16 protein-coding genes and 1 tRNA gene are annotated in these 24,003 nt (G+C 47.1%); 3 read left to right on the plus strand and 14 right to left on the minus strand.

The features are described from left to right. Nucleotides 1-7: 7 nt before the first annotated feature. Complete coding sequence (idnD, locus tag FDX09_RS03040) at nt 8-1,051, minus strand: L-idonate 5-dehydrogenase (protein WP_137346764.1); 1,044 nt, start codon at nt 1,049-1,051, stop codon at nt 8-10. Nucleotides 1,052-1,267: 216 nt separating this feature from the next. Here idnD and idnK point away from each other — a divergent pair, with 216 nt between their 5' ends. Continuing rightward, complete coding sequence (idnK, locus tag FDX09_RS03045; RefSeq protein ID WP_087857450.1) at nt 1,268-1,789, plus strand: gluconokinase; 522 nt, start codon at nt 1,268-1,270, stop codon at nt 1,787-1,789. Nucleotides 1,790-1,819: 30 nt separating this feature from the next. Here idnK and FDX09_RS03050 read toward each other — a convergent pair whose 3' ends face one another. After that, the gene (locus FDX09_RS03050; protein ID WP_137346765.1) at nt 1,820-2,839 is read right to left on the minus strand and encodes an NAD(P)-dependent alcohol dehydrogenase; all 1,020 of its coding nucleotides are present in this window, start codon (nt 2,837-2,839) and stop codon (nt 1,820-1,822) included. Nucleotides 2,840-3,069: 230 nt separating this feature from the next. Between FDX09_RS03050 and FDX09_RS03055 the strand changes: the two genes are divergently transcribed. Next, nucleotides 3,070-3,154, plus strand: a tRNA-Leu gene (locus FDX09_RS03055). Between the two features lie 198 nt (nt 3,155-3,352). Next, nucleotides 3,353-4,618, plus strand: coding sequence for an integrase arm-type DNA-binding domain-containing protein (locus FDX09_RS03065; RefSeq protein ID WP_137346766.1), 1,266 nt, complete (start codon nt 3,353-3,355; stop codon nt 4,616-4,618). Between the two features lie 198 nt (nt 4,619-4,816). Here FDX09_RS03065 and FDX09_RS03070 read toward each other — a convergent pair whose 3' ends face one another. Genes FDX09_RS03070 through FDX09_RS03125 form a run of 12 tightly spaced genes read right to left on the minus strand, consistent with a single transcriptional unit; the run spans nt 4,817 to nt 23,649 of the window. Continuing rightward, nucleotides 4,817-6,286 (minus strand): serine/threonine-protein kinase, encoded by a 1,470-nt coding sequence (locus tag FDX09_RS03070; protein WP_058776593.1) that lies wholly within the window; start codon nt 6,284-6,286, stop codon nt 4,817-4,819. After that, nucleotides 6,283-6,840 carry a hypothetical protein gene (locus tag FDX09_RS03075; RefSeq protein WP_249359969.1) on the minus strand — a complete coding sequence of 186 codons (558 nt, stop codon included), beginning with the start codon at nt 6,838-6,840 and terminating at the stop codon, nt 6,283-6,285. The genes FDX09_RS03070 and FDX09_RS03075 overlap by 4 nt, the downstream gene beginning before the upstream one ends. Next, complete coding sequence (locus tag FDX09_RS03080) at nt 6,833-8,518, minus strand: ATP-binding protein (protein ID WP_019106735.1); 1,686 nt, start codon at nt 8,516-8,518, stop codon at nt 6,833-6,835. Before FDX09_RS03080 ends, FDX09_RS03075 begins: the two co-directional genes overlap by 8 nt. Beyond that, nucleotides 8,508-9,665, minus strand: a complete 1,158-nt coding sequence (locus tag FDX09_RS03085; RefSeq protein WP_137346767.1) for a hypothetical protein — start codon at nt 9,663-9,665, stop codon at nt 8,508-8,510. Before FDX09_RS03085 ends, FDX09_RS03080 begins: the two co-directional genes overlap by 11 nt. 2 nt (nt 9,666-9,667) lie before the next feature. Continuing rightward, entirely contained in the window at nt 9,668-10,516 is an 849-nt protein-coding gene (locus FDX09_RS03090) for a hypothetical protein (RefSeq protein WP_137346768.1), read from the minus strand. Between the two features lie 10 nt (nt 10,517-10,526). Beyond that, nucleotides 10,527-14,813: a hypothetical protein gene (locus FDX09_RS03095; protein WP_137346769.1), complete on the minus strand. Its 4,287-nt coding sequence runs from the start codon at nt 14,811-14,813 to the stop codon at nt 10,527-10,529. Next, complete coding sequence (locus tag FDX09_RS03100; RefSeq protein WP_137346770.1) at nt 14,810-16,096, minus strand: hypothetical protein; 1,287 nt, start codon at nt 16,094-16,096, stop codon at nt 14,810-14,812. The genes FDX09_RS03095 and FDX09_RS03100 overlap by 4 nt, the downstream gene beginning before the upstream one ends. Nucleotides 16,097-16,113: 17 nt before the next feature. After that, nucleotides 16,114-17,655, minus strand: a complete 1,542-nt coding sequence (locus FDX09_RS03105) for a restriction endonuclease subunit S (RefSeq protein ID WP_137346771.1) — start codon at nt 17,653-17,655, stop codon at nt 16,114-16,116. Next, on the minus strand, nt 17,655-19,805 hold the full coding sequence (locus FDX09_RS03110; protein ID WP_137346772.1) for an N-6 DNA methylase: 2,151 nt from the start codon (nt 19,803-19,805) through the stop codon (nt 17,655-17,657). Before FDX09_RS03110 ends, FDX09_RS03105 begins: the two co-directional genes overlap by 1 nt. A 49-nt stretch (nt 19,806-19,854) precedes the next feature. Further along, a complete protein-coding gene (locus FDX09_RS03115; RefSeq protein ID WP_137346773.1) occupies nt 19,855-20,241 on the minus strand; it encodes a hypothetical protein in 387 nt (128 codons plus the stop codon). Next, entirely contained in the window at nt 20,238-21,581 is a 1,344-nt protein-coding gene (locus tag FDX09_RS03120; RefSeq protein WP_137346774.1) for an McrC family protein, read from the minus strand. The genes FDX09_RS03115 and FDX09_RS03120 overlap by 4 nt, the downstream gene beginning before the upstream one ends. Further along, nucleotides 21,574-23,649, minus strand: coding sequence for an AAA family ATPase (locus FDX09_RS03125; RefSeq protein ID WP_137346775.1), 2,076 nt, complete (start codon nt 23,647-23,649; stop codon nt 21,574-21,576). Before FDX09_RS03125 ends, FDX09_RS03120 begins: the two co-directional genes overlap by 8 nt. Nucleotides 23,650-24,003 lie beyond the last annotated feature (354 nt).

The following is a 24,003-nucleotide window of genomic DNA, read 5'->3' on the forward strand; positions in this document are numbered from 1 at the left end:
TTATTCCTTATTTTGTTTCTGCAAAAACGAGCTGGACCTTTGCCGCCTGGGTTTTGTCCCCGGCGAAGATCAGCGCTTGTTCAAGCTCGGTAAATGGATATTCGGCGCTGAGTAACGGCAGCGGATCGATAACGTTATTCGCCAGCCACGACACCGCGGTGTTGAACTCGGTGGTAAAGCGGAACGAACCTTTGAGCGCGATTTCTTTGCCGATCAGCATCATCATCGGGAAGTCCGGCACCGCGCCGCCCATGCCGACCTGCACCATCACGCCTTTTGCGCGGGTCACTTCCAGACAGGTGGTGATTGAGGACGGATGACCGGAGACTTCGAAGCTAACGTCGAAGTAGCCTTTCTCTTTTTTCCACTCCTCGAGCGAGTCCTGCTGCGGGTTAATCAGCGTGTCGGCCCCCATCTGCTGGGCCAGCGACAGCGAACGCGGGCTGATATCAGCACAGACAATCTCTGCCGCACCGAGCGTTTTTACCGCGCTGACGATCAGGCAGCCGATAGGACCGACGCCGGAGATAAACACGCGCTTGCCCTGCAGGTCGCCCGCTTCATGCGCGGCGTGGATCGCGACCGCTAACGGTTCGGCAAAGGCCATGACTTTTTCATCGGCCTCTTGGGGGTAGGGAATACACTGCGTGGTATCGACGGTTTTAAACCGGGTAAAACCGCCGTCGACATGGGGAAAATACATGGCGCTACCAAAAAAGCGCATTTCCGTGCACTGGTTTTCTTCATGTTGCAGACAATATTTACAGTGGCCGCACGGCTTCGACGGATTAATCGCCACTGACTGACCTTCATGTAATTCTTTGGAGTCGCTGTGCACCACTTTACCAATAACTTCATGGCCTAAAATCATCGGCGCTTTAACAGTGAAATTACCGACTTTCCCTTCCTGATAATAATGTAAATCGGAACCGCAAATACCACCGCGGGTAATTTTTACTAGTGTCCCTTTATTATCCCATTCAATATTTTGGTCGGTAATGGCAACAGTTTTCTTACCCGCGACAACGCAGGATTGGGTTTTGACTTGCATAAATGCCTCACTGGTCAGGTAGTAACCTCGACAGCATTAAAACGGTTTTAATTATTATTATTTGTGAAGTAAGTCACGCTGGAAAATTGTTACACTACAATGTTACGCATAACGTGATGCGCCTTGTAAATCTGTGCGGTCGCGCCGAAAAAAGGTGAATTCTGCAATGTGCAAGGCGTAGTATCGCGTCATGGAATATAAATCTGGAGTTTTTTGATGGCCGGGGAAAGTTATATTTTAATGGGCGTTTCGGGGAGCGGTAAATCTTTAATTGGCAGCAAAATTGCCGCTGTATTATCGGCTAAATTCATTGATGGCGACGATCTTCATCCAGCCAAAAATATTGATAAAATGTCTGAGGGTATTCCATTAACCGATGAGGACAGGCTTCCCTGGTTAGCGCGATTAAATGATGCCTCATACAGTTTATATAAAAAGAATGAGACCGGATTTATTGTCTGCTCATCATTAAAAAAACAGTACCGCGATATATTGCGGCAGGGCAGCCCGAATGTGCATTTTCTGTGGCTGGACGGTGATTACGAGACCATTCTGGCACGTATGCAGCGTCGGGCAGGGCATTTTATGCCGGTGGGCTTGTTAAAAAGCCAGTTCGACGCGCTGGAGTGTCCGCAGGAAGATGAACGCGATATTGCCCGCATCGATGTGAACCATGACATCGAGCATGTGACGGAACAGTGCCGCAAGGCGGTGCTTGCGTTTCGTAGTGGGCAATAGGCCCAGCCCCTTGCGGGACTGAGCCCTGCATCAGAAGTCGGCTTTCAGCACCACGCGGTAGCGGGCTTTGCCGTCGCGCACGTGCTGGATAGCTTTGTTAATTTGCGACATCGGGTACAGTTCGGTGGTCGGCGACACCTTGCTGCGCCCGGCAAACTTCATCAGCTTACGCAGCTCGAAGGGCGTACCGGTCGCCGAACCGGAGATGCTACGATCGCCGGCAATTAAGGTAAATGCCGGCACCGGCAGCGGTTTCAGCACCGCACCGACGGTATGGAAGTTACCGCCGTAAGCCAGCGCTTCAAAATAGGGCTGCCAGTCGAGGTCGACGTTAACCGTGTTAATGATGAGATCGAACTGGCCCGCCAGCGCTTTTAGCGCATCCGGATCGCGGCTGTTGACCACCTTATCCGCTCCCATCGCCAGTACCTCCTGCTCTTTCGCCGGATTGGAGCTGAACGCGGTCACCTCGCAGCCCATCGCGTGTAACAGTTTAATGGCGATATGCCCCAGGCCGCCGATGCCGATCACCCCGACGCGACTGGTGGCAGTGATGTGGTGCATCAGTAGCGGTTTGAACACCGTGATACCGCCGCACAGCAATGGGCCAGCCGCCGCCAGGTCGATGCTATCCGGCAGCGGGATCACCCACTGCCAGTCGGCCCGCAGCTTCTCGGCAAAGCCACCGCGATTGAGAATCGTGGGAACGGAACCTTGCAGGCAGTTAATCTGATTACCGCTGATACAGGCGTCGCAATGCCCGCAGCTGCGCGCCGTCCAGCCAACGCCGACGCGCTGGCCAACTTTCAGACCCTTATCCTGCGCCGCGCTGCCCAGCGCGGCCACGCGACCAATCACCTCATGCCCGGCAACCAGCGGATACTGAGAGAACCCCCATTCGTTGTCGATCATCGACAAATCGGAATGGCAGATACCGCAGTAATCGACCTGTACCTCGACATCTTCCGGCTTAAGCTCGCCCGCATCATATTCATAGAGTTCGAGTTCGCTGCCCGCCGATTTTGCGGCGTAGCTTTTTATCATCGACATCGTGTTTCCCTCAGTGTGGTGTTGAATTGGAAGTGTAGAGCATGGGGAAACGGGACGCTTCGCAGAACGGGGGCTTAAGGAGGTTATTGCGGGGACTAAACCGTGATGTTGATTGCAGCTCCGAAAGGTAATGCTGAAATTTTCAACACTTAGCGATCCATACGCACGCTGACGCTTGCATGGTGGCGCATGACAGGTATAATCCACAACGTTTTCCGCATCCCTTCCGTGCCGGAGTGGCGAAATCGGTAGACGCAGTTGATTCAAAATCAACCGTAGAAATACGTGCCGGTTCGAGTCCGGCCTTCGGCACCATCGGAACATCAATAGACGTCAACGGACGTCTTTTTTTGTGCCTGAAATCCAGTATCCGCAAGGCTTTCCTCGCTTTTTCACTCAACCTAAGTCAACCTGATTCAATCTACATCAACTTACTGATGCGGGTACAACTGCGGGTATATCCCGGTTCGATAATGTTTGTACCCACACAGAACCCTTGAAAGGATACTCATCATGGCTCTGAGTGATGTGAAGGTTCGTTCGGCTAAGCCTGAAGCAAAAGCCTATAAACTGACTGACGGCGACGGTATGGTTTTGCTTGTTCATCCGAACGGCTCAAAATACTGGCGGCTTCGTTATCGCTTTGGCGGTAAAGAGAAGATGCTGGCACTGGGAAAATACCCCGAAGTCTCGCTGGCGGATGCCAGGGCACGTAGGGATGAGGCCCGTAAGCTATTAGCTAACGGCGTGGATCCCAGTGAAAACAAGAAAGCCGTTAAAGTAGAGCAGGAGCAGGAGGCAATAACGTTTGAAGTGGTTGCCAGAGACTGGCATGCCAGCAATCAGAAGTGGTCGGCATCGCATAGTGCTCGTGTATTGAAAAGCCTGGAAGATAATCTCTTTGCTGCTATTGGTAAGCGGAACATTGCTGAATTGAAGACGCGAGATCTGCTCGTACCTATCAAAGCAGTTGAGTTATCAGGACGGCTTGAAGTCGCAGCCCGTTTACAACAGCGTACTACCGCGATTATGCGGTTTGCCGTTCAGAGCGGCTTAATCGACTACAACCCTGCGCAAGAGATTGCCGGTGCGGTGGCTACGGCGAAAAGACAGCATCGTGCTGCTCTCGAACTTAATCGCATTCCTGAATTGCTTCACCGCATTGATCACTACTCTGGCAGAACCTTAACTCGATTAGCTGTTGAACTCACTTTGTTGGTCTTCATTCGTTCGAGTGAACTGCGTTTTGCTCGCTGGTCAGAAGTGGATTTTGAAACGGCTATGTGGACGATTCCGGGCGAGCGTGAGCCACTGGAAGGAGTCAAGCATTCTCAGCGTGGTTCAAAGATGCGGACACCTCATCTTGTTCCCTTATCGCGTCAGGCCTTAGCTATTCTGGAAAAGATCAAATGCATGAACGGGAACCGAGAGCTGATTTTCGTGGGCGATCACGATCCACGTAAGCCGATGAGTGAGAATACGGTTAACAAGGCTCTGCGAGTGATGGGTTATGACACGAAAACGGAAGTATGTGGACATGGCTTCAGGACTATGGCGTGTAGTTCTTTGATTGAATCGGGATTGTGGTCGAGGGATGCGGTAGAGCGGCAGATGAGCCATCAGGAACGTAGCTCTGTTCGGGCTGCTTACATCCATAAGGCGGAGCATCTCGGGGAGCGTAGATTAATGTTGCAGTGGTGGGCTGATTATCTGGATGCGAATAAAATGGCTGCTATCACTCCATTTGACTATGCAAAGATTAATAGTCCTTTTCGATAATACTAACTAAATGTATGAATATTCAGTTTTTGTTAATTAAATATTTATAGCTGAGAAGCCTCCCCCTAATGGGGAGAGGCTTTTGTCTTAACTCAAGCAAGAAAGAAATCGTTATGTAAAACTTTATTTTTGTCCGGTACTTGAACGGAAGTGTTAAATATCCAAGGTATCTTGTTCGCCTAATGGCCATCTTTTCAATCAAATAACCCCAAGCTTTGCATACAATTCTTTTTTCTCTTTCATGCTGTTATCCAATGGTGCAACTCGTAATGCTGCTTTCAAATAAGCTGCAGCACCAGAGTAATCACGCATTTGCTCGCAAACTAAAATGAGTTGGCTTAACACATGGAACTTCATTGGAGTTGTTTGGTTTACTTTCTCCAATAGTGCTCTTGCTTCAGGATATTTTGCTTCAAGGCCAAGGATGGATGATTCTAAATACATGGTAGTCGCGTTTTCTGCTTCAACTTGCTTTCGTTGCAACAGCCAGGATTTTGCTTGACTGATATTGCGCAACTGTAGGTTTGTCTTAACTATCAGCTCGAACAAAGCCGCTGGTTGAGTCAATTTACCCTCGAGCAAGATCGCTTTATTATCTTCTACAACTTTTTCAAAGTCGAATAAGCGATTGGCGCGGTACAAGGCAATAAGTTGCTGATGTAAAGCTTGTAGATCTTTACTGCGGCCATACTCCTGCGACGCTAACTGGGCAGCCTTTTGGTAAGATTGATTGGACATTGCTTCAAGTACCGCACTTGACCAGTCCTGATCAAGTTTAGTCTGAAAAACTGGAGCAATAGCACTAACTTTTAGTTGTTTAGTGGTAGCTGCATCAAATGCATGAATTAAGTCGGAAATAGTTGAAAAGCGATCCTCCGCTCGTTTTTGTAAGCAGGTAAGAACCACTTGCTCCAGGTCCGTATGAATAGAGCTATTAATCTCTGTCGGAAGCTTGAAAGGTGCGTGGCGCTGAACTTGTGCTGGCGTATCATGGGGGAGCTTTCCTGTCAGCAGCTGGTATAGCAAAACACCTAAGCTGTAGATGTCGCCCAATAGTAGCTCTTCCAGACTGCCTCTACGGCTATCGACGTTGGAGAACTCTGGGGCCGAATACAACACAGTCCCGCCATTTTCTCGGGTACGAACGTAAATTTCTTCTGGTAAAGCTGAGCTGCCAAAGTCCGTCAACTTCACCAGGTCCCGTTCGCCAACCAAAATGTTATGTGGCTTAATATCTCCATGGGATATTGGCACTGGTAGCTCGGCCAAATAATGTACAGCACAGAGCACTTGACGATATATTCTGAATAAACGTTCATAGGTCTGGCCAAAATTACGCTGCCTGTCATCGAGCTTTTGCGCTAGGGTTTGGCTTGGGAAATATTCCATTTCAATATAGAACCATTCATTATCTATACGGCCCATATCAAAAATTTGCACAATATTTTCGTGCGGCTCGACGTCTAAAAGCTCTTTACCTTCGGCAAGCTGGCGGTCTTCCCGAGTAATATCCTTAGGGATTTTTACTGCGACAATTTTTCCATCTTGCAGGCGCTCCGCCCGCCATACCCAACCATGGCTGCCATCACCAAGGCATTCAAGTAACAGGTATTTGTCACCAAGGCGTTTATTCGTTCCTGGCAAAAAATGTGCTGATTTTATATTCACATCAACACCTCATAGTGAATTCTGTCCAAAACAATCATGCTCAGATTTTTGATAAATAAAAAGCGACTAAACACCACCTCAACATCAGGAGAGGCGCTTACTTGGGTACCAGTGGACGAAGTGAAACCCATGCGGCAAATGTCTTTCAGTTTTCGGGTATCAGGTGCACTTACTAAGCCTTGGCTCCAGGCACTGAGGACCAGGGTTTTGGGGCAATGATTCCAGCGCTGCGCTGCTTCCAGTAAGTTTTTTAATTTTTCTTCTAGCTTTTGCTGCCCCTTCGCTGAACCATCAAAGCGTTCAAACTCGATTAAACACATAGGTGATGCAGATGATTTATGAAACCAGCCCGAGTCTGAGCGAATATCAGCACCAAATGTACCTGGAGCCGGACATTCCACTACCGCCATAAATGACTGTTCATGCCCGAATGTATTCCAAACGCTACAGCCTAAGCTGTGGACCAATACATCCTGGTCCAATAGCTTACCGCTTGCTAAAAGTGGAAACGTCTCATTTACCCAAGCTACTTCAGGCATAGGCACCTTAGCCATTGAAAGAGCCCCAAACACGCAATACCTCCGGTGATTCACCACCGTGAATTAATGCCTTACTTCCAACTTTAACAAGCAGTGGTGCAGGGATTGAACGACCACACACCAGAGCTTCACCGGTTGATAAACTCGGAAGTTCCTCCAGGTCAGCTTTGCTCACCATATCTGATGCTTTAGCTATAAATCGTTGATCGTCTGGGTTCTTTAAGCGCATCGTAATTAGCGTATTGCACTGAGAGGTCACATCTGAATCTAATTTCGATGGACGCTGGCTCACAATGCCAAATCCAACACCAAATTTACGACCTTCACCGGCGATCTTTTTAATAATGCGGTGACTGACTGCATTGCCACCGGCCGGAGCAAAATTATGGCCTTCTTCGTAAATGATAAAGCATGGGCGCAGCGGGTCCGTTTTGCTCGAGGCCGCCTTTAATATTTCACTAGATAACAGTGCACAAATGACTTGCTTAGCGGTATCACTCAAACCTTGTAAGTCAACAACGACTAAACGCCCTTGTTGATTGCTCGGGCGTCCCACCATTTTGTAAATATCAGTTGGCTCAGCCATCGTTGCACTGTAAAAACTTTTGGCTTCATTAAGCACGCGTGAAAGCTTCATTGAGGCGACGGCGGCACTACGGCCTGATAACGCCTTCGCCTCAGCTTCAGAAAGGTCGTCCCACTCTTTTAACTCTTCAATGCCATCACCTAATAAGAAGCGTAGGCGGTTAATATCTCGTGGCTCGGTCTTATCTGCAGAGCGCCAATAACGAATTGCAACATCGAGTACCCGTTGTTGCGGTTCCGTTAAACCAGGTAATATTTCAGCAATATCGTCCATTTCAAAATGGTCAAACTGAAGCGCTAATGGTGTATTCTTACTAGCGTATTTATGTTTAAAAGATTCGTGCTGCGGCGAGTAAACTTGAATACCTGCACCGGCGGCTTGCAGTTTTTCAAAGGTCTGTTTTATCAGTGGTAGTGCTTCTTGATCACGCTTATCGTCAGTGGCTTCTAAGAAGCTTGAGAATTGCAGATTACCGCCAGCGAGGGCTTTACCATATTCACCATGTGGGTCAAATACTACTACAGTACCGTTATTAACCGCGACTAAACGCTCAATAATGCGGCCAACAGTATAAGACTTACCTGAACCCGTCATTGCCAGAACTGCCAGATGCTCAGTGACCAACTTGTTCACGTCAATAAAAACAGGAACTGTATTCTCGCCTTTGTCGTAGCCTACCAGGTTGCCCAAGTGCAAACTGGAGTGTTCATTAAATTCGTAAAAATCACTCAAAAACTGGAAATCGACGGTTTCAACAGCGGTACCAGGGTTAAGTGGGCGACGTGGAATTTTGATTTGACGAGTAACAGGATCGCGGTAACCAACCAGCTCGACCTGAGCAAACATATTCTCACCAGTTACATTCGCACCGGGCAAAAGCTCAAGCTCAGTCACACCATCGCCAAAGCCGGCGTTGTAGAGCATATTGGTACGACTGATCTTGGTCACTCGCCCCAGTACGGCGACTTGCCCCTCATCTTTGCGTTCCTGGTGCATAATGCGTACAAACTCACCACGGCGTACTGAAAACGAGTCTTGCACAACCATAGTTAACTGGCTGGCATCACCAGTGTTACCGACTAATTTACCTAAAACTTTATAAGCCATTATTCAATCCCTCATCGAGGCCTGCCAACCACCCTGCCTCAATATCATTATTCTTTAGAGCCTGGTGTAAACCCTGGCGATAAAACGTAGCAAATTTAGGTAAAATGCCAAGCTGTTGATAGCCAAGTAATTGTGGCAACGGCATTGCATTACCTTTGTTTTGCATATCCAGCACTATCAGGCGAGAGGCAACTAAATCGAGATCAGTACTTTTCCATGCTGGTTCGTCACCCGCTAATTGCACCATTTTTATCTGTCCACCTCGGGCACTACGGAAGTGAAAACCAATTAACCCTTGCTTAGCTTCAATGTTGGGTTCAATGCGGTTTTCTTGCTCAGACAAACGAAATGCGATGGTGCGCGAATAGTTGCCTAAAATGCCATTGATAAATCGCAAATCCCCCACGCCCACCAAACTTTCATCCAGCCCTGCCAGATTTTGCATCAACTCTTTAGAAAACCCATCAGATGCTAAAATTTGTTTGCGGCCTTGTTCGGTACGTAAATCTTGTTTGGCGATACTTACAATTGCACTAAAGCGCTCAGCCAAAATGCTCGCAAGCATTACACCATTTTGATTCCAGGGAAAAATTTTAGAGCGATGGTTTTGCCAAAAAGTTTCTATCACTTGCCTGGTTTTTTCGTACTCTTGTTTATGACGGACATTGCGCTCCAGCGGAGCCATATCCCGTGCTAAAAACAACGGCGTATCCAGCAAAATTAAATCACCCGGCTCATAACTTAAAAGTTTTTTCTCAACTAACTGATAAGAATGACGAATTTCAATTAAATCAAGCCGTTTACGCTGCGCTTCAAAATCAATATCATCCAGTTCTGATACCGAGTCGCTACCCGCCGTGCTGACTTTATTGTCATCTATTAGCAAATCTGTGCGCACTGCCGCACTGGCATAAATAAAACCACCCAATACCTTGTCTAAGCACGATTTAGTCGCAATACCAGCTACGCGTAAATTAACGATTGTGGGCTTCGGGACCGCCTTCACTAAGCCAGCATCACGGAACAGCGGCGCCACTTGCTCAATATCACGGACCTGTTTAAGCAAGCGTCCTGCGCTTCCCGGTAAGCGAAGCTGACTATCGATGGCGAGAGATTGCGCTAAATTCATCGTTTTGTTCTCATTCATGCTTATAGCGCTCCTGTGTGTAGCTGCTCGTTAAGTAACGGGGCATAAGCCCAATATTGCGAGGCTTGTAGGCATGTTTTACCGGTGGCTGTTATGCCCGCTTCGTCGATAAAATCGTGCTGCCGCAACATCTCCCCCCGCTTGACAATATCAAGGCTGTTAACATCAAACATCAGCTTAACCGCGTTATGCTCAGACAACGCTTGTAAGCTCATGCCACTTCCAGCGTAGAGTAGTAGCAATACAACCAGATCGTGCTTATCTGGTGTGTAGTCGGTTGATGGCGCGTTAGGTTCGATGATTCGTTCAGCAATGCCTGCGTGGTCCACAAACCAATTCAACCATCTCACCAAGATCTCACTATGATCGAGTAAAGTCAGCGACCACAAAGGTAACGTGGTAAAGGCTAATAGCCCACTGTTGCTGTGTTTTCGTATGTAGCGGGTATGCACCACATCGCCGGCCTGGTGTTGGTGGCGATCTGCACTGCCAGAAAAGCCAGCAATAGCCTGGTCTGTTTCACTGGCTAGCAAAGCGGTTAGCCCTGGCTCTTGCACCCTCAAGACCGCTGGTACTAACTGCCAATCTAGTGGGGAGGACAAGTGCGCTAATAAGGTAAATTGTTCAGCTTTCAGGTTTATCACCAAAGCGGCACAACCTGCCTGCATAGCCCAGTGATACAGGCGTTGCATAGTATTAGCGTCAGTCAACTCTTCTGCTTGTACTAACAACAAACCGCTGGCTGGCGGCGAGCTAATCCAATCCTTCGTTAAGGGGGGGGCCCCCGCAACAGTTTGCAAAAACCGACCTTTACGATTACTGGCCAGTGCCGCAGATAAGTAAAGACTCATCGCGTCACCTCTATAAACCAGTGGCAAAGGTTAGGCGCATTTTTACAATACCTTTGTCTACAAGTCCTTTCTGTTGCTCAGGTGTTAACGCGGGTTCTTGGTTTTGGCTCAAAGCCTGATAAATCGGTTGCCAATCCGCCAGTGTTAAGCCTGTATCTTTTAATATTTGCTCACCCTGGCTCTGCCATTTGGCCTGGGTGCTTTCACACACCAGTTGAAGTTCACTGACCCCCAAATTGCTCACATCCCCCAGAGTCAACGCTGCTGGTTCCGCTTGCTTTTGAGAAGCCAATAGCGGTTTTAATAACGGCAGCCAGCTGTTTACCTGCTCGATGGAGCTGCGTCTGAATTGGTTAAGACGCTCTTCAATTTTAAGTAGCTGGCCTTGAATCGGTGTAAGTTGACCGCGTGCCGGTTTTAAGAGCTCTTCTGGTAAATCCCGTAACGATGAAAACTGCCCATTGCGCAAACTGATTTGCAGACTTTGACGCTTGCTCTCGGCATCGTTGGGGAGATCGGCAATAGCGTCTTCAATGAGCTGTAATTTCATTACCAGTTTTGGTAGCTCTGCAATGTCATCAGCGTACTCATACTCAGCCGTTGCGCTATTAAGCCATTTTTGCAGCTGTTGGGCGCGTTGGTTTTGCTCTGTAAGGTTATTAACCAGCTTCCCAAATCGTTCTTTGCAGTTGCGGTAGCTAGACAAAATATGTCCCTGGATCTCCGCTATCGGCAGCTGTTGGTCACTGTACAGGTTTAAACCCACTTCTTGCGCTAAGGCTGAAAGCTTGTCTTGCGCTTTGCCTAAGTCGAGTTTACGCAGGTAATGCAGTAAGGTATCACTGTCTGCTTGCTGCTCTTTTTGGCCAGTGGCACTGCTGGTATCGTCTTTTAACGCGCCGTCTAAAATATGACCTATGGTGCGCAGCGTGTTGGTGTACAGACGTTTCGGGAAATTCGTCAGTGGGGCACACTCTGTTTCAACATCTATGATTAAATCAGCGAGTCGGTTGTTGATACGCTCAGCGCTGCGCTCAACAAATTCGGCAAATAAACAGGCCTGTTCAATCCGTTGATAAAGCGAGGTCGTTTTGTCTTCTAAGCTAAGAATATGGGCATCTTTTAGCATGGGCTTGGAACTATTAAGCGGTTTCACCTTTGCTACTAGCTCCAGCACTTCAGCACGCTTGTGGATAAGCTCAGCCAGTACTTGCGTGTCGTTGGCCTCGGCAATATCAGCCAGTTGTTCTTCTTGCTGTTTGAGCACGTTAAATAGTGATTGTGCTTTTCCCAGCTGTTCTTTAGCTTCCACGGTGACAAAACCTAGCTTATTTGTACCCAGAGGCGCGAACATTTCATTAATGCGTGCATAACCATACACGCGGCTCATGACTTCCACATTGGCTGCGTAGCTGCCCATATCGTTACCGCTGAACCAGTTTTGTGCTTCTCTAATGGCATTTTCTAAGCGGGAGCGCGGGTAGTGCTCCCAAATTGCCTGTTTTTCTGTTGGATTGGTTAAAGTGAGTAAGTTCAGCTCTCCACACCACCACATCCAGTCATTAAACACGCCTTTGGCGGTAATACTCGTTTCAGCCACATAGGCGAAATAAAACTGCTGCTTAAAGCCTTCGAATTGCCACTTGTGCTTTTTATTAGGGTGAGCAATACGGGCTAAAAATAATGGGATCTGCGCCTGGCTTCGCTGCACATTATTAAGTTCAGTAAATAGCCCGGCATGTTCATCGGCCGTGTAGCCTTTGGCAATATAGCTGCCCGGCACTTTAAGTTTATCCAACAAGCTGCTTAGCTCATTCACTGGCACGCCGTGTTGCTGCTGTAAATCGAGAATGCCGTTTAACTCAGGGTGAGCAATGGCCAACTGATACCAGCCTTTAAACAACAGGTCGCGGTCATTCGGTGATAACTTACCATCTACCTTTAACGGCCATGCAATTAAACCGCGCTTCTGCAAGCGCTGGCGCCACTTGTGAATGGCATTCGTGGCAAAGGTAGTCAGAGCATGCAGCTTGTTTTTGAATTTCGCGGTAAAGCTGTCGGCAGTTAAATTCACGCCGTGCAACTGGCATGCTGCCAGACTTAGGCCAATACGCTCTAACTGGTCTGCTTCGCTTGGGTTGACATAATGCAGCAGCATCGCATCACGTAACTCATTTCTTTCATCCAGTCGGCTGTATTGCTCCATGAGATGTGCAGATGCGGTTAACGCTAATACTGGCGTGCGACCATTTTGGTGGCTGTGGTTTGCCGCAAAGGTGTGAAGATTGTTCAGTTCAATTAGGTTACTGACCCAGGCAAACAAGGCTTTACCTTCTGGGTGAAGCTTAAATCCATCCAGGGTAAGTAAACCACCCTGGCGGCCACGTGGCTCGGTTAAAATGGCCAGAGGTGCATCGTCGCTACCCGCTTTATTACTCAGCAAGTTTTCATCATAGGTCCAGTTGTTGTCCAGTAATCTCACAAAGCCCGTTACACGGGCTAATGCCTTGATGAGTGGCTTCTGGCTACTTTGTTTGCTTAGTTCACTCATCGCCTGTTCATGAGCATCGCCCATGGCGGGATCTTTAAAAATCAGTGAGTTTTGCTGGGCACTGCGATAGCGCAAATCCAGGCGCAGTAACATCGCCACACTGGGGCCAATATGCGTTGCTTCGCTGGCGTCCAGTTCGGTAGTTTCACCCACTAGCTTGTGCCATAAGGCATCGGCAGCAAATTCAATTGCTGGGTGGTCATACAGCAAGCTGAGTAAGTATTTAAACTCACCTTTTGACAGAGGTAGCAATACTGCGCCTTTATCGCCGCTTGCGGCTTGTTCTTTAATCGAAAAAGTACGCAGGTTATCCAGCAAAGTATCTAAGCTCAGCGCTTGATCTACTGCAGGGTAGTACCATTCATCTTTATCGCGGCGGAATTTGGCTTGCTCCAAGGCTTGTCGGCACTGTAGCCGGTCAATGCTCAGTTTGCGGTAATGAGCGGCTATGGGTTCCAGATCTTCGTTTTTCAGCGCCAGCAATTCAGTGGCATAGCCCATTTCAGTTAAGCGCACGGGTAATTGGCCGTAGAGCAAACTACGGCATTCGGTCAATAGTGCCTGGTCGCGGGTTTGAATGCCTTCTATCGCACCTTTATCCAGCACATGCCTGGCCACGCGGCCAGAACCTGCCAGCACAGCTTCAAATAAATCGCCCACATCCTTGATACTGTGGCCTGCTTGTTGGTATTGACTCAGCACTGCATCCACATTAGCCATGACCACGTTAAACCAACCGAAGTTGGCACCACTCATGGCGTAAGCGGCTTCCACTAAACCCGCAGGGTAATTAAAACCCAGCTTGCCGTCTTTTAAGAGGCTTGCCACATAGTCTGATACATCGGCAAAGGCATTATGCTCAAGTTCTACTAACTCAAAGCGGCGTGCGACCGATTGAATTTCGCGCAATTGCTGGCCAAGCAGTGGTGAACACAGTGCAACATAGCGCAACCATGGAAGTTTACGGCGAGGGTCTTCCTCTTTAATTGCTTTACCAATCAGGCGTATGGCCTGGCCATCAAGGCGTTTATCTTGTTCATCTTCCAGGCCAAAAGTAGCGGCTTCTGCAACGGTTTCCAGTTCATCCAGCACCACCAACATATACTGCACGCCAAAGCTCTTTAATACTTTATAGGCGGCTTGCACCAAACTGACTACCAGCGTTTGGTCAGTATAGAGGTCTTCTTCGCTGTGGTTGGCGTTCAGTTGTAGGGCATCTGCTAACAGTTCAGATTTAAAGCCAAATGGCATTAAGCGTTCATAGGCTTGTTTGGCAATTTCACTTTGAATCGAACCATCAAAGGTTTGGGTGGCCAGTGGTAATAGCGCCTGATATAAACCAAAAGCAAACCAGTTATCCGAGTTTTGATAATCTGATGCCACTTGCGAGTAGCGAATGTAGAGCGCCAGGTATTTATCTTGCGTGTCGCGATTAAACAGCTGCTTATCGTGTAGTTGGCCTTGTTCGTCGCGGACAAACCAGCCTCTGGAGCAGTCGTTAATTTGTGCGACCAATTCATGGCCTAAACGCGATTTACCCCGGCCCCATTCGGCTTCGACGGCAAACACATGGGCAAAGCGATCATCGTCGTGATCCACCGTATGCAAAAAGGTTTGAAAGCGTTTAAAAAAGCGGCTCTGGCCCACTAACGGGTCGCGAGGTGGATAATCTGATACGCCCGTCGCCGCCCAGCGATGTTGTTTTGCCAGGCTATCAACCATCTGTTCGTTTAATTCAAAACTCATAACGACGATCCTTGAAGGTTTATTCTATTGGCGGCGCGTTTTTTATTGGCATAGCAGTTTTGCGCCAGTTGCTTAATAGCCCGTTGTAACGTTTGGCTTTTGTAGCCAAATAGCGGTGCTAACGGCAGGCTATAACAGGCATCGCTGAAGCTTGTGTGAATTCGATATTGGCCGGACTCGCCACGACCCGCCTCGGTAAATTGCCAGATTTTTTGTGTCAGCAATTCGGTGATGAATGAGCTTAGGGCGCGGTTTAGGCGGTTGATGCTTTCTGTGTTCGCATTGAGTGCCGGGTAGAGGGTGATATTGAGCTCACCGAGCAGAAGCACAAGAAACTCAGCCAAACTGCCCAAGCTCACCTCATCACCTTCAATACCTTGTACCGCCACATTTATTTGACCGGGGGCAAAGGCATTTTGCCCGGCAGCTAAGGTGAGCAACAAACCACCACGTTGCTCGGCAGCCCAGGCATCTTGCACAAAGATAATGAGACTGAGTAAAAATAACCAGTGCTGTTGGGCGAATAGCTCGGTAAGCGGCACGCTGTCATGACCCGAGCGGGACACCAATAACCAATCGGCATTGGGTTTAAGGTCGTGTTCATCAAGCAAGGTATTAGGGAGTGCTAACAACCGCCCACTACACCAGTTATTTGTCAGTTGTTTTGCGGTGACATCCACCGCTTGTATAGGTGCTGGTGGTTCATTTTGTTCACTTACAGTAAACAAGGTATGGCTGGTGTGCAAAATACGGCATAGAGCGGGAATGGCTGCATTGTCGTTTAGGCTATGACCGAGCAAATCGCGTTCGGTTTTTGCCAGAGGGCCGGCAATGATTTGCGGCGTGGTGGCCGTGCTTTCCAGTTGGGCTAAGACCCATTCACTGGCATTACCCAGTTGCTGAATGAGTTTAACCAATACCATTGTGTCATTCATCGCGCCTGCTTCCTGGCAGCGAGCGGCGGCTAAATTTATCCAATGTTGGCGAACGTCTGGGTTTAAGCCCAACAACGCTAATTGCCATTCACCTGACTGGCTTAAATCGTTAAAGGCATCAAGCAATGGTGCAGTGAGGCTAAAGGCGCTAACGATATCAGTTTCAGCGTCGTTCTTTTTCGGCTGTATGATTGGTTGTAGCAGTGACCTAAGGGCAGGCGCAGCCGCCAATAACAATGCTGCTTTGTTGACGTTCAAACCACCTTGTTGCCAAAGCTGCAGGCAGAGGTTAAGTGCCGCTTCGCTATTTACGGGGTCGTTATTTTGCCTGGTTGTACTGCTGTCCATGCCCCTTGTCTCCATTTTTACTCTTCAGCCTCCGCTTGCGCCGCCTCTTCCAGCAAACTGTATAACTCATCCACATCGCTAAATAGCGGTGTGGCACCTTCAATGGCATAACCCTCAGCACTTAGTTTGCTTAAAATCGCTTGATCTAAGCTGTTGTCGCCATCTTCCAGGGCTTGTTGGGCTTCGATCAATTGCTGCTCGGTCAGCTGGCCTTCGATTAGGGATTCGATGAGCGTTTTGGCTGTGTCAGTTAGTAGTTCTGCATTCTTTTTAGCTTCATATCTATTCTTGTGAATAGAATTAAATTGCTGAATATCACAATCTGAAAAATCTGGAATAAGGATGTTTTGTAGATTTTCTTGATTAATTCCTGGCATTGTTGTTCCAGTTGAAAACTGCCAGAATTGCATATTCCCAGCCTCTGAGTTTAAAAACCAAGAAAGTATTGGCATGAATTCAGGCTTTGACGGTTTGCATGAGAAAACTTCGCTGGAGCAAAGAAAGCTTGCTGATTCCATCACTACAGCAGCTATTCCAAAGCTTCCTTTCCTAGTTAAAAGTAAATCACCTTTCTTCGGCTTTTGTTTTTCGCTGGCATTTGTTAACGCAGACACCCTTACTCTGGGACTATTTTTTAAATCTATGTAACCAGCTCTTACATCAGCAACTTTGATGTAAGGGAGTCCACTTTCTATCTCATTTCTCTCATCAAACCCATTTGTAACGCTTGTTAGAAAATAAGAAATTGGCTGAGTGCACGAGCTATCTTTTAAGTTTTTCTGATTAGAAATATATCGCTCTCTGTACGTCGTTGCTGTCAACATATTTGTGAGAAGGTGGTTTGGAACACGTGAGAAAAGTTTTTTATATTCTTTTTTCTCAGGTTGAAAGTGATCAATAAATGCATCCAAGGAGCGTTCAAGACGCTTCGCCCAAGCGCGCAGCTGTTCGGCTTGGCGAACTTTATTTCCAATGTATTTTTGGGCTTTTTCATCAGGTCTAAATAGCGGAATAGACTTAATGTGTTCATTGGAAAGATTTAATTGCCCGGTAGACCCGGATACCCCAGCTTCCAATAAACGTTGACCATGGAAGCTATTTAAAAATGAGCAAATGTAGTGACTATCAGCCTTGTCAGGGCGAACAACAAAAAGATGGTCATTCGTATACGCTTCTTCGCTATAGCAATAAATCGATGCCCGACCAATTGTTCCTGAGCCTGAACGTGTAATGACAATATCACCATATCCGAGTTTCTGTTTTTGAATTTGATCTTTTGTTGACGAGTCAATCCAATCAATATCATCAATCGAAACTAACATATCATTAGTATTTTTAGGTTTAATGCACTTTAAGCCTTTTTCTGCATACTTAGGCGACTTTCCTTGTTGAATTGGTTTTGTGCATACCGCCTGCAGTGAGCAATTTTTCAAGCTAAGAATATGATTTTTTGCTTGTGTAATTTCTGGTCTGTAAGTTTGCGCAGTCAAGAAGTCCTGCAAATCGGAAGTGCTAATGCGGTTTATATGAAATGTTTCGCGTAAGGTATCTACAGACATTACTCACCCCGCTTATAAGCCGATACAATCTTATCCAAATCGTTGGTAACACCAGCGTTGTAGTCTTCAATATTATTTTTCACCACGTAGCCCAGAGTTTCGGCCACCGCCATAAATACATCGGTTTGTGGCTCGGGTAAAAATTGCTCTGGTTGGTTGGGGTTAGCATGGCGTTTTTGTAAATATAAAATCGAGGTTTTGGCGCCTGTGCCGGAGAGCTTAAAGCAGTCACTTGGCAGAGAAATCACCGCTTTGACTATGGCTTTACCACCAACAAATTCGCCGGTTTTTTCGTCTTTTTTCCCCATGATGTACTCACGTACATAACGGTCACCGGAGTTACATAAAATGCCATCAGGCAGCACGATCATCAGTCGACCACCGGGTTTGAGCAGTTGCAGGCAGCGGTCTATAAACAGCACAGCTGGGTCGATGGTGGCACTCACTGGTTGCCAATTGCCTTTGCTGTCGGGTTTACTGCCCAGTGCCAGTCCTCCGGTTGTTGGCTGCAGGCTGTAAAACGGCTTTTTATCTGTACCGCCCGTTTTACGTAAATCGGTACGATAGCCCGCCCATTTAGGTTCGCCGTTGTCATCCAGCTCTAAATCGCCGGTATCTTGCCACTTCATTTTTACATGGTCGTACCAGGCATTGTAGCTATCCATAACTTTTACGGCAGGGCGGAAGCCACCGAGGATTTGTTCCATTTCCTCTTCATATTTTAGTTTTGACTCTTGGCTATTCTTATCTTTAGCAAATTTTGGCGTACCAAAAGGTGGGTTCGTACAAATCAAATCGAAGCTGTTAGGCTTTAGTGCTGGCGTACTTAATGAGTTATATGCGTGAATAATTTTTGCCTTAGGTGCATTTTGTAGTGCCATATTCACACGGGCTAGCATGATCATATCAGTAGAGTTATCAGCACCAGTGAATGAATTATCTCTGAGGTCTTGCTTTAATTTTTCTTTTTCATTATCACTCAAACCGCCCAATTTAGAGTCAACTAGTCTATCTATTTGACTCAAGGCTACGGAACCAAATCCAAATGAGCCGCACGTTGGATCACAAAACTTAAAATCACCATTTGTTAGTTTCGCCATGACTTCATCGTCATCTGCAATATCATAAATTGCCATTTCCAGCATGGCTTGTTTCACTGGGTTAGGAGTTAGATAGACTCCAAGACCCCCTTTAGATTCGAACTTAGCGCGTAGAAATACGTCAAACACTCGTCCTAATAAATCACCTGATACATCGGCAAGTGACCCAGAGTTTTTGACAATCTTTCCATCATTCGAAATTACTGGACCAAGGTTTTGAATAGCTTCAAGTAAATCAACATAGTTTTCTGGAACGGACAGCTTAAGGTATTCATCCTCATCAAAAATACCATTTGGGGTTCCATCATCAGCTATGACTATGTAGTCAGGATGTGACTTAAGTGCTTTAAACGCCGCTTTTATCTGTGAAACGGCTTTTTCTCCATTTCTTCTAACGTATTCATAGTTAAATACTTCATTAAAGACGCAAGTATTTCCCTCATGGTCAACGAAAGTTAGCTCTTTTGAGTGGTGGACTCGAAAGCTTTCTAAAAACAGAAGCTTAGCTACCTCATAAATGATACTGTTTTTGTTCGTGACTTTATCACGGCGTACCCTGTAAACACTCTCATGGAAGGCATCAAATCGCTGCATTAAGCGTGTATAAACACGCATCGACCAGCGAAAGGTTGGATCACGCTCCATGCGATCAAAGCTACGTAATTCTTCCAGACTTGGCAGGGTATCTGCACCGTGGGTACCGTCAGATCCATCGGCACCGAACAAGGCCAAAATACGTTGGTTCATGCCATCGTCCACAACGGCAAATACTGGCCAGTCACCTTCGATATCGCTTAACAGCTGGTAGGCTAAATCATCAAACTTTGCAGTGTCAGCGGCGTATTCCCAATGGCCTTCTGCCAGCGCAATCAACATGACCGGTGGCGTTAAGTTGCCTTCAACCAAGCCTTGAATGAGACCCGCCTTGGCGAATTCATGTTCGGGTAATTCGACCAATGGCTGAGTAAACTCGGAGTGCTGTTTGACCAGTTTATTGAACAGTGCTTCTAGCTGCTGTTGTGGGTCTTGTTTTTTTGCTTCTTTTGCCATTATGTTTTCTAAAATCCTTTATACAGCCGACGGTTACTACAAGTGCCGGCTAATTTATCAATACCAGCAAGGGGCCTTTAATCTCTAACTGCGCATGCTTCCGAGCTAGTTTGTGTATCTGCTGTTCACTGGTCGTAATACCTGCTGGGAGCTTTTTCAGTACTTGTGCCAGGGGCATGCGCCCACCAGCTTGTTGTAACAATGATACCAAATGTGCCGCAACATCAGGTGTAACCTGGTACGTTGCCGTTGTGGACTCTTTTAGATGATTACTTTGAGGCAATGAGGCAAGCCATAGCGAAACTTGAGACTGGCTAAAGCCAAGGGTTTGCCAGAGAGTTTGGTTCTCGTTAAATACAGCGGCAGCGCTTCTGGGCGCTGCTGTTTGCTGAGTAATTAGTTGTTCCAGGCTTTGCCGCTGGTATTCATGGGTCATCTCATGCCTCCACTATAGGATACTGAAGCAGCCATCCGATCTGGGTTGGGTCTCATTGTACAGGACTCGTCACTCGGCCACATCATCCTCTCACCGCGTTTTGCCATTATCCGGTATGGCACAACCCATAATTTTAAAGTCTCTGAAAAAGCAAAGTGCTGGCGTATCGGTTGGCTAAAGTCATCATGCGCAGGGTAAATCAGATACATTTCGCCGCGGCCATCAAGATATTTTTGGCCGTAGGCAAACATTTGATAAAAGTCGGATTGCGCAAGTCCATATAGTGATTTTTTTTGCTCGTTGCTGTTCACCAGCTTCCATTTTGTATCCATCACCATTTTGGTTTGAACCGGTTGGCGTGATTGAATCAGCAGGTCTGGGCGAAGTTTAAAGCAGTCATAAGCCCCATGTTTTACTAAGGAATAAGTGGCGGCTTGCGATTTAACTTTGAAGTGAGGAGGGAGTTCGTCGGAAAAGGTTTGTGCAACGAAGGATTCAAACACTGCTTCCATAGGGAACAAGAGGGATATCGCTTTGGTATTTCCCTGCAAGGCACTCGGGCTCATTCCTCTCAAGAACAATTGCGCCCACGCCATTGGCTCGTTGTAATGAGCCATACCGCGCTCAAGGCGTAAGCTGTTTATATCACTTTCTATATCCCGGCTAAGTGGAATCCCGTCAAACGCAAAGCGCAGTTCGTAAAGCCAGCGTTGATTCTCTGATGACAGCTGCAGACTAAGTAACTTATCCAGTGCGGAGTGTAAGAGCCGATTGGCAGCACAATCAGGCATATACTCATCATAATCGACACAAAACTTATGGCGATTTACCGCGTTATGTCGCAGCTGTGCAGAAAGCATCAGCTTGCCCTTCATAAAAGCCAGATTACCGTGCTCACTCACATAGTCGGAGCGTAAACCTTGTCTAAGCAATTGGCTGACGCTAAGCAAAAACTGACTGATAAAAATCTCAAGCAAAGGCATGCGCTGAGCCTGCAGAGTTGCCTGTTGGGTTTGAATATGTCGAAACCCAGGCAGATGGCTTAGCATCGTCAGCAATGTTTGACGTGCATTAGCCGCTGTGAGGTTTTTACCAACCTTGGGCAGTATCTCAAGCTGGAAACCATGAGGTGTTGAAAGCATCCCCGCGTAGTTTTGAACCTGAAGCAATTTGAAGCCTGAGCGAGAGGTGAGTTTGAGGAACTGGCCCCCTTGATTACTTGCCAGGCTAAGCGCTTCTAAATAATTAAAGACCAGTGGAGGCAACGGTTTTGCGCCAACTGAAGCCGCTTTGTCACTCCCCAGTAGGTCATATTCAAAAACGGAGATAACTTCACCCATGATTTACAACCTGCTCATCAAGGGGTGTCTGCTGGGGCTGATAAATTGAACGATAAGCCTGTGGAATATTCCAGATCTCTTGATCGAAATCTTTGAGCTCGTAAGCTGTTGATTGCTGATCATGGCGTCGTAAACCATGGTTGTTACCAAAAAGCGTATCGAGATCGTCGATTTTCTCAATCACGAATTGCAGGTTGTCGTCTTGCTTTTGATTGTCTGCCAGCACCAACCGGATCTTGTTCCAGTCATCGAAAAAGTATTCCTGTAAAAGCGGAATGATCTTTTTCTGGAATGCGATCTTCAATTGTTTAAACGCAGCTTCTTCATCACCGGCATCGAGTGCATTTTTTACCGGCATAAAGAACGCATGCCCCAGTGTATGTTCGCGATCGTAAAGTGCTTCGATGCGGCTGTTGAGTTTCTCTAACAACGACTCGAGCTCTATGCCTTTCACCTTAGCTCCACTCAGTAAAGAGAGATCTGGCATCATTTCGACAAAGTCAAAGCGACGGCGCAAAGCCGTGTCCATCAGAGCTAAAGAACGGTCCGCTGTATTCATTGCTCCGATGATGTCGACATTGGCGGGGACGCTGAAGTGATTACCGCTATAAGACAGTTGCAGGCTCATCGCATTAGACATACCCGCACGCTTGTCTACTTCAATGAGTGAGATCAGTTCCCCAAAGATCTTGGAGATGTTGCCGCGATTGATCTCATCAATGAAAATGGCGTAGCGATGTGCTGGATCGGCATTGGCACGCTGACACAGCCGCATAAAGATACCCGGCTCAATAGGGTAAGAGATGTTGCCACTTTCGTCAGAGCGAGCGCGGATACCCTCAATAAATTCTTCGTAGCCGTATGATTGGTGGAACGTAACCACCGAAAATCGTTGAATGGCTTCGGCAGATTTTGGACCACGTTTAAGTTCGGCGTAGAGCTCTACCAAATCCTCCACTTGCTCAAGCTGTGAATCAACTAGAAACCATTCGCTGTTATCTGTTTTGTTAAATACGGCAGGCTCACGCCGATTCTTATAATCAACAGTTAACGATTCGGGAATTGTATACGATTGCAAAGCCGCCCAGGCAGTATTCGATAGGTTGCCATTACGACCGTTTAATAATGCTTTACGTTGAAACCACATATGTTCAATAAGTTGGCGAACTTTGGCTCGTTTCCCAAGATCGAGCAGCACCAGCGTTATAACCTGCATCCAGTTCAACGATTCAAGGCGAGAATCCAGCCAGGCATCACGATCAGCAGGAACTGCATGAGAAGTGTACTCTTTCATTTTTTGCTGCAACGTGAAGGTCTTGCCAGTGCCTGGGGGGCCTAAGAAGATCACGTTAGTTGGTGAATGTGGAATGGTCTTGTTCTCGATGGGCTCACTGCTGGTTATGGATGTCGTGCTAGCTACTTTCTCCTGCTTTTGTTCATTATCGCGTTCACGGAGCAATTCATAGAGATGCCAGATGGCCATATTCACGTAATAAGGATCTTTGTTAGGAGATTGGGCGTGTATGGCTTGTTTCAATTCATAGTTTTTCTGTAACCAATTTCCGGTCAGTACCAAACCGAGATGGAAGTGTTGATTTAGGAATTCTGCTGCTTTATTAAAAGCATTCTCATCCACAGTGCTGGTGAAGTTATCTGGCGAGAACGCGGCAAAGACACGATTTCTTAAACTCCAATACATGCGCTTAAGCTGGCCGGTCTCTTTGGCCTGCTGTAGCGCACTGCCTACATATTGGTAGGTAGCTTCATTCGGTTGCTGACGAACACGTTCAGTGAGTTCTCTAAGCAATGGGAGGCTTTGCTGATATTCTGCTAATGATGGAACGCCCTGACGAATACTGGCAATACCGTTATCACGTTCATACCAGAGCCTCTTAACTAAATCATCCGTTTCAGGCTCAGCAAAAGTTGAGGTTTGTTGTAGCAAAGTCGTAAATTCACGGTATCGCTGATCCCACTTAGAAGCTGCGTAATTTTTATCTTTCGCCAAGGTTTCAATCAATTCACTGATCGTCAGCTTGCCTGCTTCAATACTATCAACAAGATCCATCGTAATTTTTCCTTTGATGCCACATTTCTTACAAGGTAGCCAATGAGCTGTTTTATGATCTATCTTACCAAGCATGAGTTTGCAGCCAAGTGCCATGAGTAAGATTTTCAATGGAAAGTACAGTTTTGACATGTCATTGAATTGATTGCTCTCAAACGAGTTTTTGGCATCTTCACCTTAAGTCGCGATTATCAAGTTACTTTGTTGTGCTGAAGCGCTGTTGGTATCAATAGAGTATGGGCTGTGCGGATACTAATGCAGGGCATGCTCCCTTCTTGGGTCAGCAAGGTGCGATGATTTTGAGTTGGAAGAGGAAAGTACGGGGAGTTGTGTTCGCACCTAAGAAAAGGCCTG

This window comes from Citrobacter sp. wls717 (assembly GCF_005280955.1).
GTDB lineage: Bacteria > Pseudomonadota > Gammaproteobacteria > Enterobacterales > Enterobacteriaceae > Citrobacter > Citrobacter werkmanii.

What these genes read in the sequence shown, in the direction of transcription:
- FDX09_RS03105 (WP_137346771.1), bottom strand. Translation starts at nt 17,655, where the DNA reads ATGTCTGTAGATACCTTACGCGAAACATTTCATATAAACCGCATTAGC.
- FDX09_RS03095 (WP_137346769.1), bottom strand. Translation starts at nt 14,813, where the DNA reads ATGAGTTTTGAATTAAACGAACAGATGGTTGATAGCCTGGCAAAACAA.
- FDX09_RS03085 (WP_137346767.1), bottom strand. Translation starts at nt 9,665, where the DNA reads ATGAATGAGAACAAAACGATGAATTTAGCGCAATCTCTCGCCATCGAT.
- FDX09_RS03090 (WP_137346768.1), bottom strand. Translation starts at nt 10,516, where the DNA reads ATGAGTCTTTACTTATCTGCGGCACTGGCCAGTAATCGTAAAGGTCGG.
- FDX09_RS03080 (WP_019106735.1), bottom strand. Translation starts at nt 8,518, where the DNA reads ATGGCTTATAAAGTTTTAGGTAAATTAGTCGGTAACACTGGTGATGCC.
- idnK (WP_087857450.1), top strand. Translation starts at nt 1,268, where the DNA reads ATGGCCGGGGAAAGTTATATTTTAATGGGCGTTTCGGGGAGCGGTAAA.
- FDX09_RS03075 (WP_249359969.1), bottom strand. Translation starts at nt 6,840, where the DNA reads ATGGCTAAGGTGCCTATGCCTGAAGTAGCTTGGGTAAATGAGACGTTT.
- FDX09_RS03065 (WP_137346766.1), top strand. Translation starts at nt 3,353, where the DNA reads ATGGCTCTGAGTGATGTGAAGGTTCGTTCGGCTAAGCCTGAAGCAAAA.
- FDX09_RS03125 (WP_137346775.1), bottom strand. Translation starts at nt 23,649, where the DNA reads ATGGATCTTGTTGATAGTATTGAAGCAGGCAAGCTGACGATCAGTGAA.
- idnD (WP_137346764.1), bottom strand. Translation starts at nt 1,051, where the DNA reads ATGCAAGTCAAAACCCAATCCTGCGTTGTCGCGGGTAAGAAAACTGTT.
- FDX09_RS03115 (WP_137346773.1), bottom strand. Translation starts at nt 20,241, where the DNA reads ATGACCCATGAATACCAGCGGCAAAGCCTGGAACAACTAATTACTCAG.
- FDX09_RS03100 (WP_137346770.1), bottom strand. Translation starts at nt 16,096, where the DNA reads ATGGACAGCAGTACAACCAGGCAAAATAACGACCCCGTAAATAGCGAA.
- FDX09_RS03050 (WP_137346765.1), bottom strand. Translation starts at nt 2,839, where the DNA reads ATGTCGATGATAAAAAGCTACGCCGCAAAATCGGCGGGCAGCGAACTC.
- FDX09_RS03120 (WP_137346774.1), bottom strand. Translation starts at nt 21,581, where the DNA reads ATGGGTGAAGTTATCTCCGTTTTTGAATATGACCTACTGGGGAGTGAC.
- FDX09_RS03110 (WP_137346772.1), bottom strand. Translation starts at nt 19,805, where the DNA reads ATGGCAAAAGAAGCAAAAAAACAAGACCCACAACAGCAGCTAGAAGCA.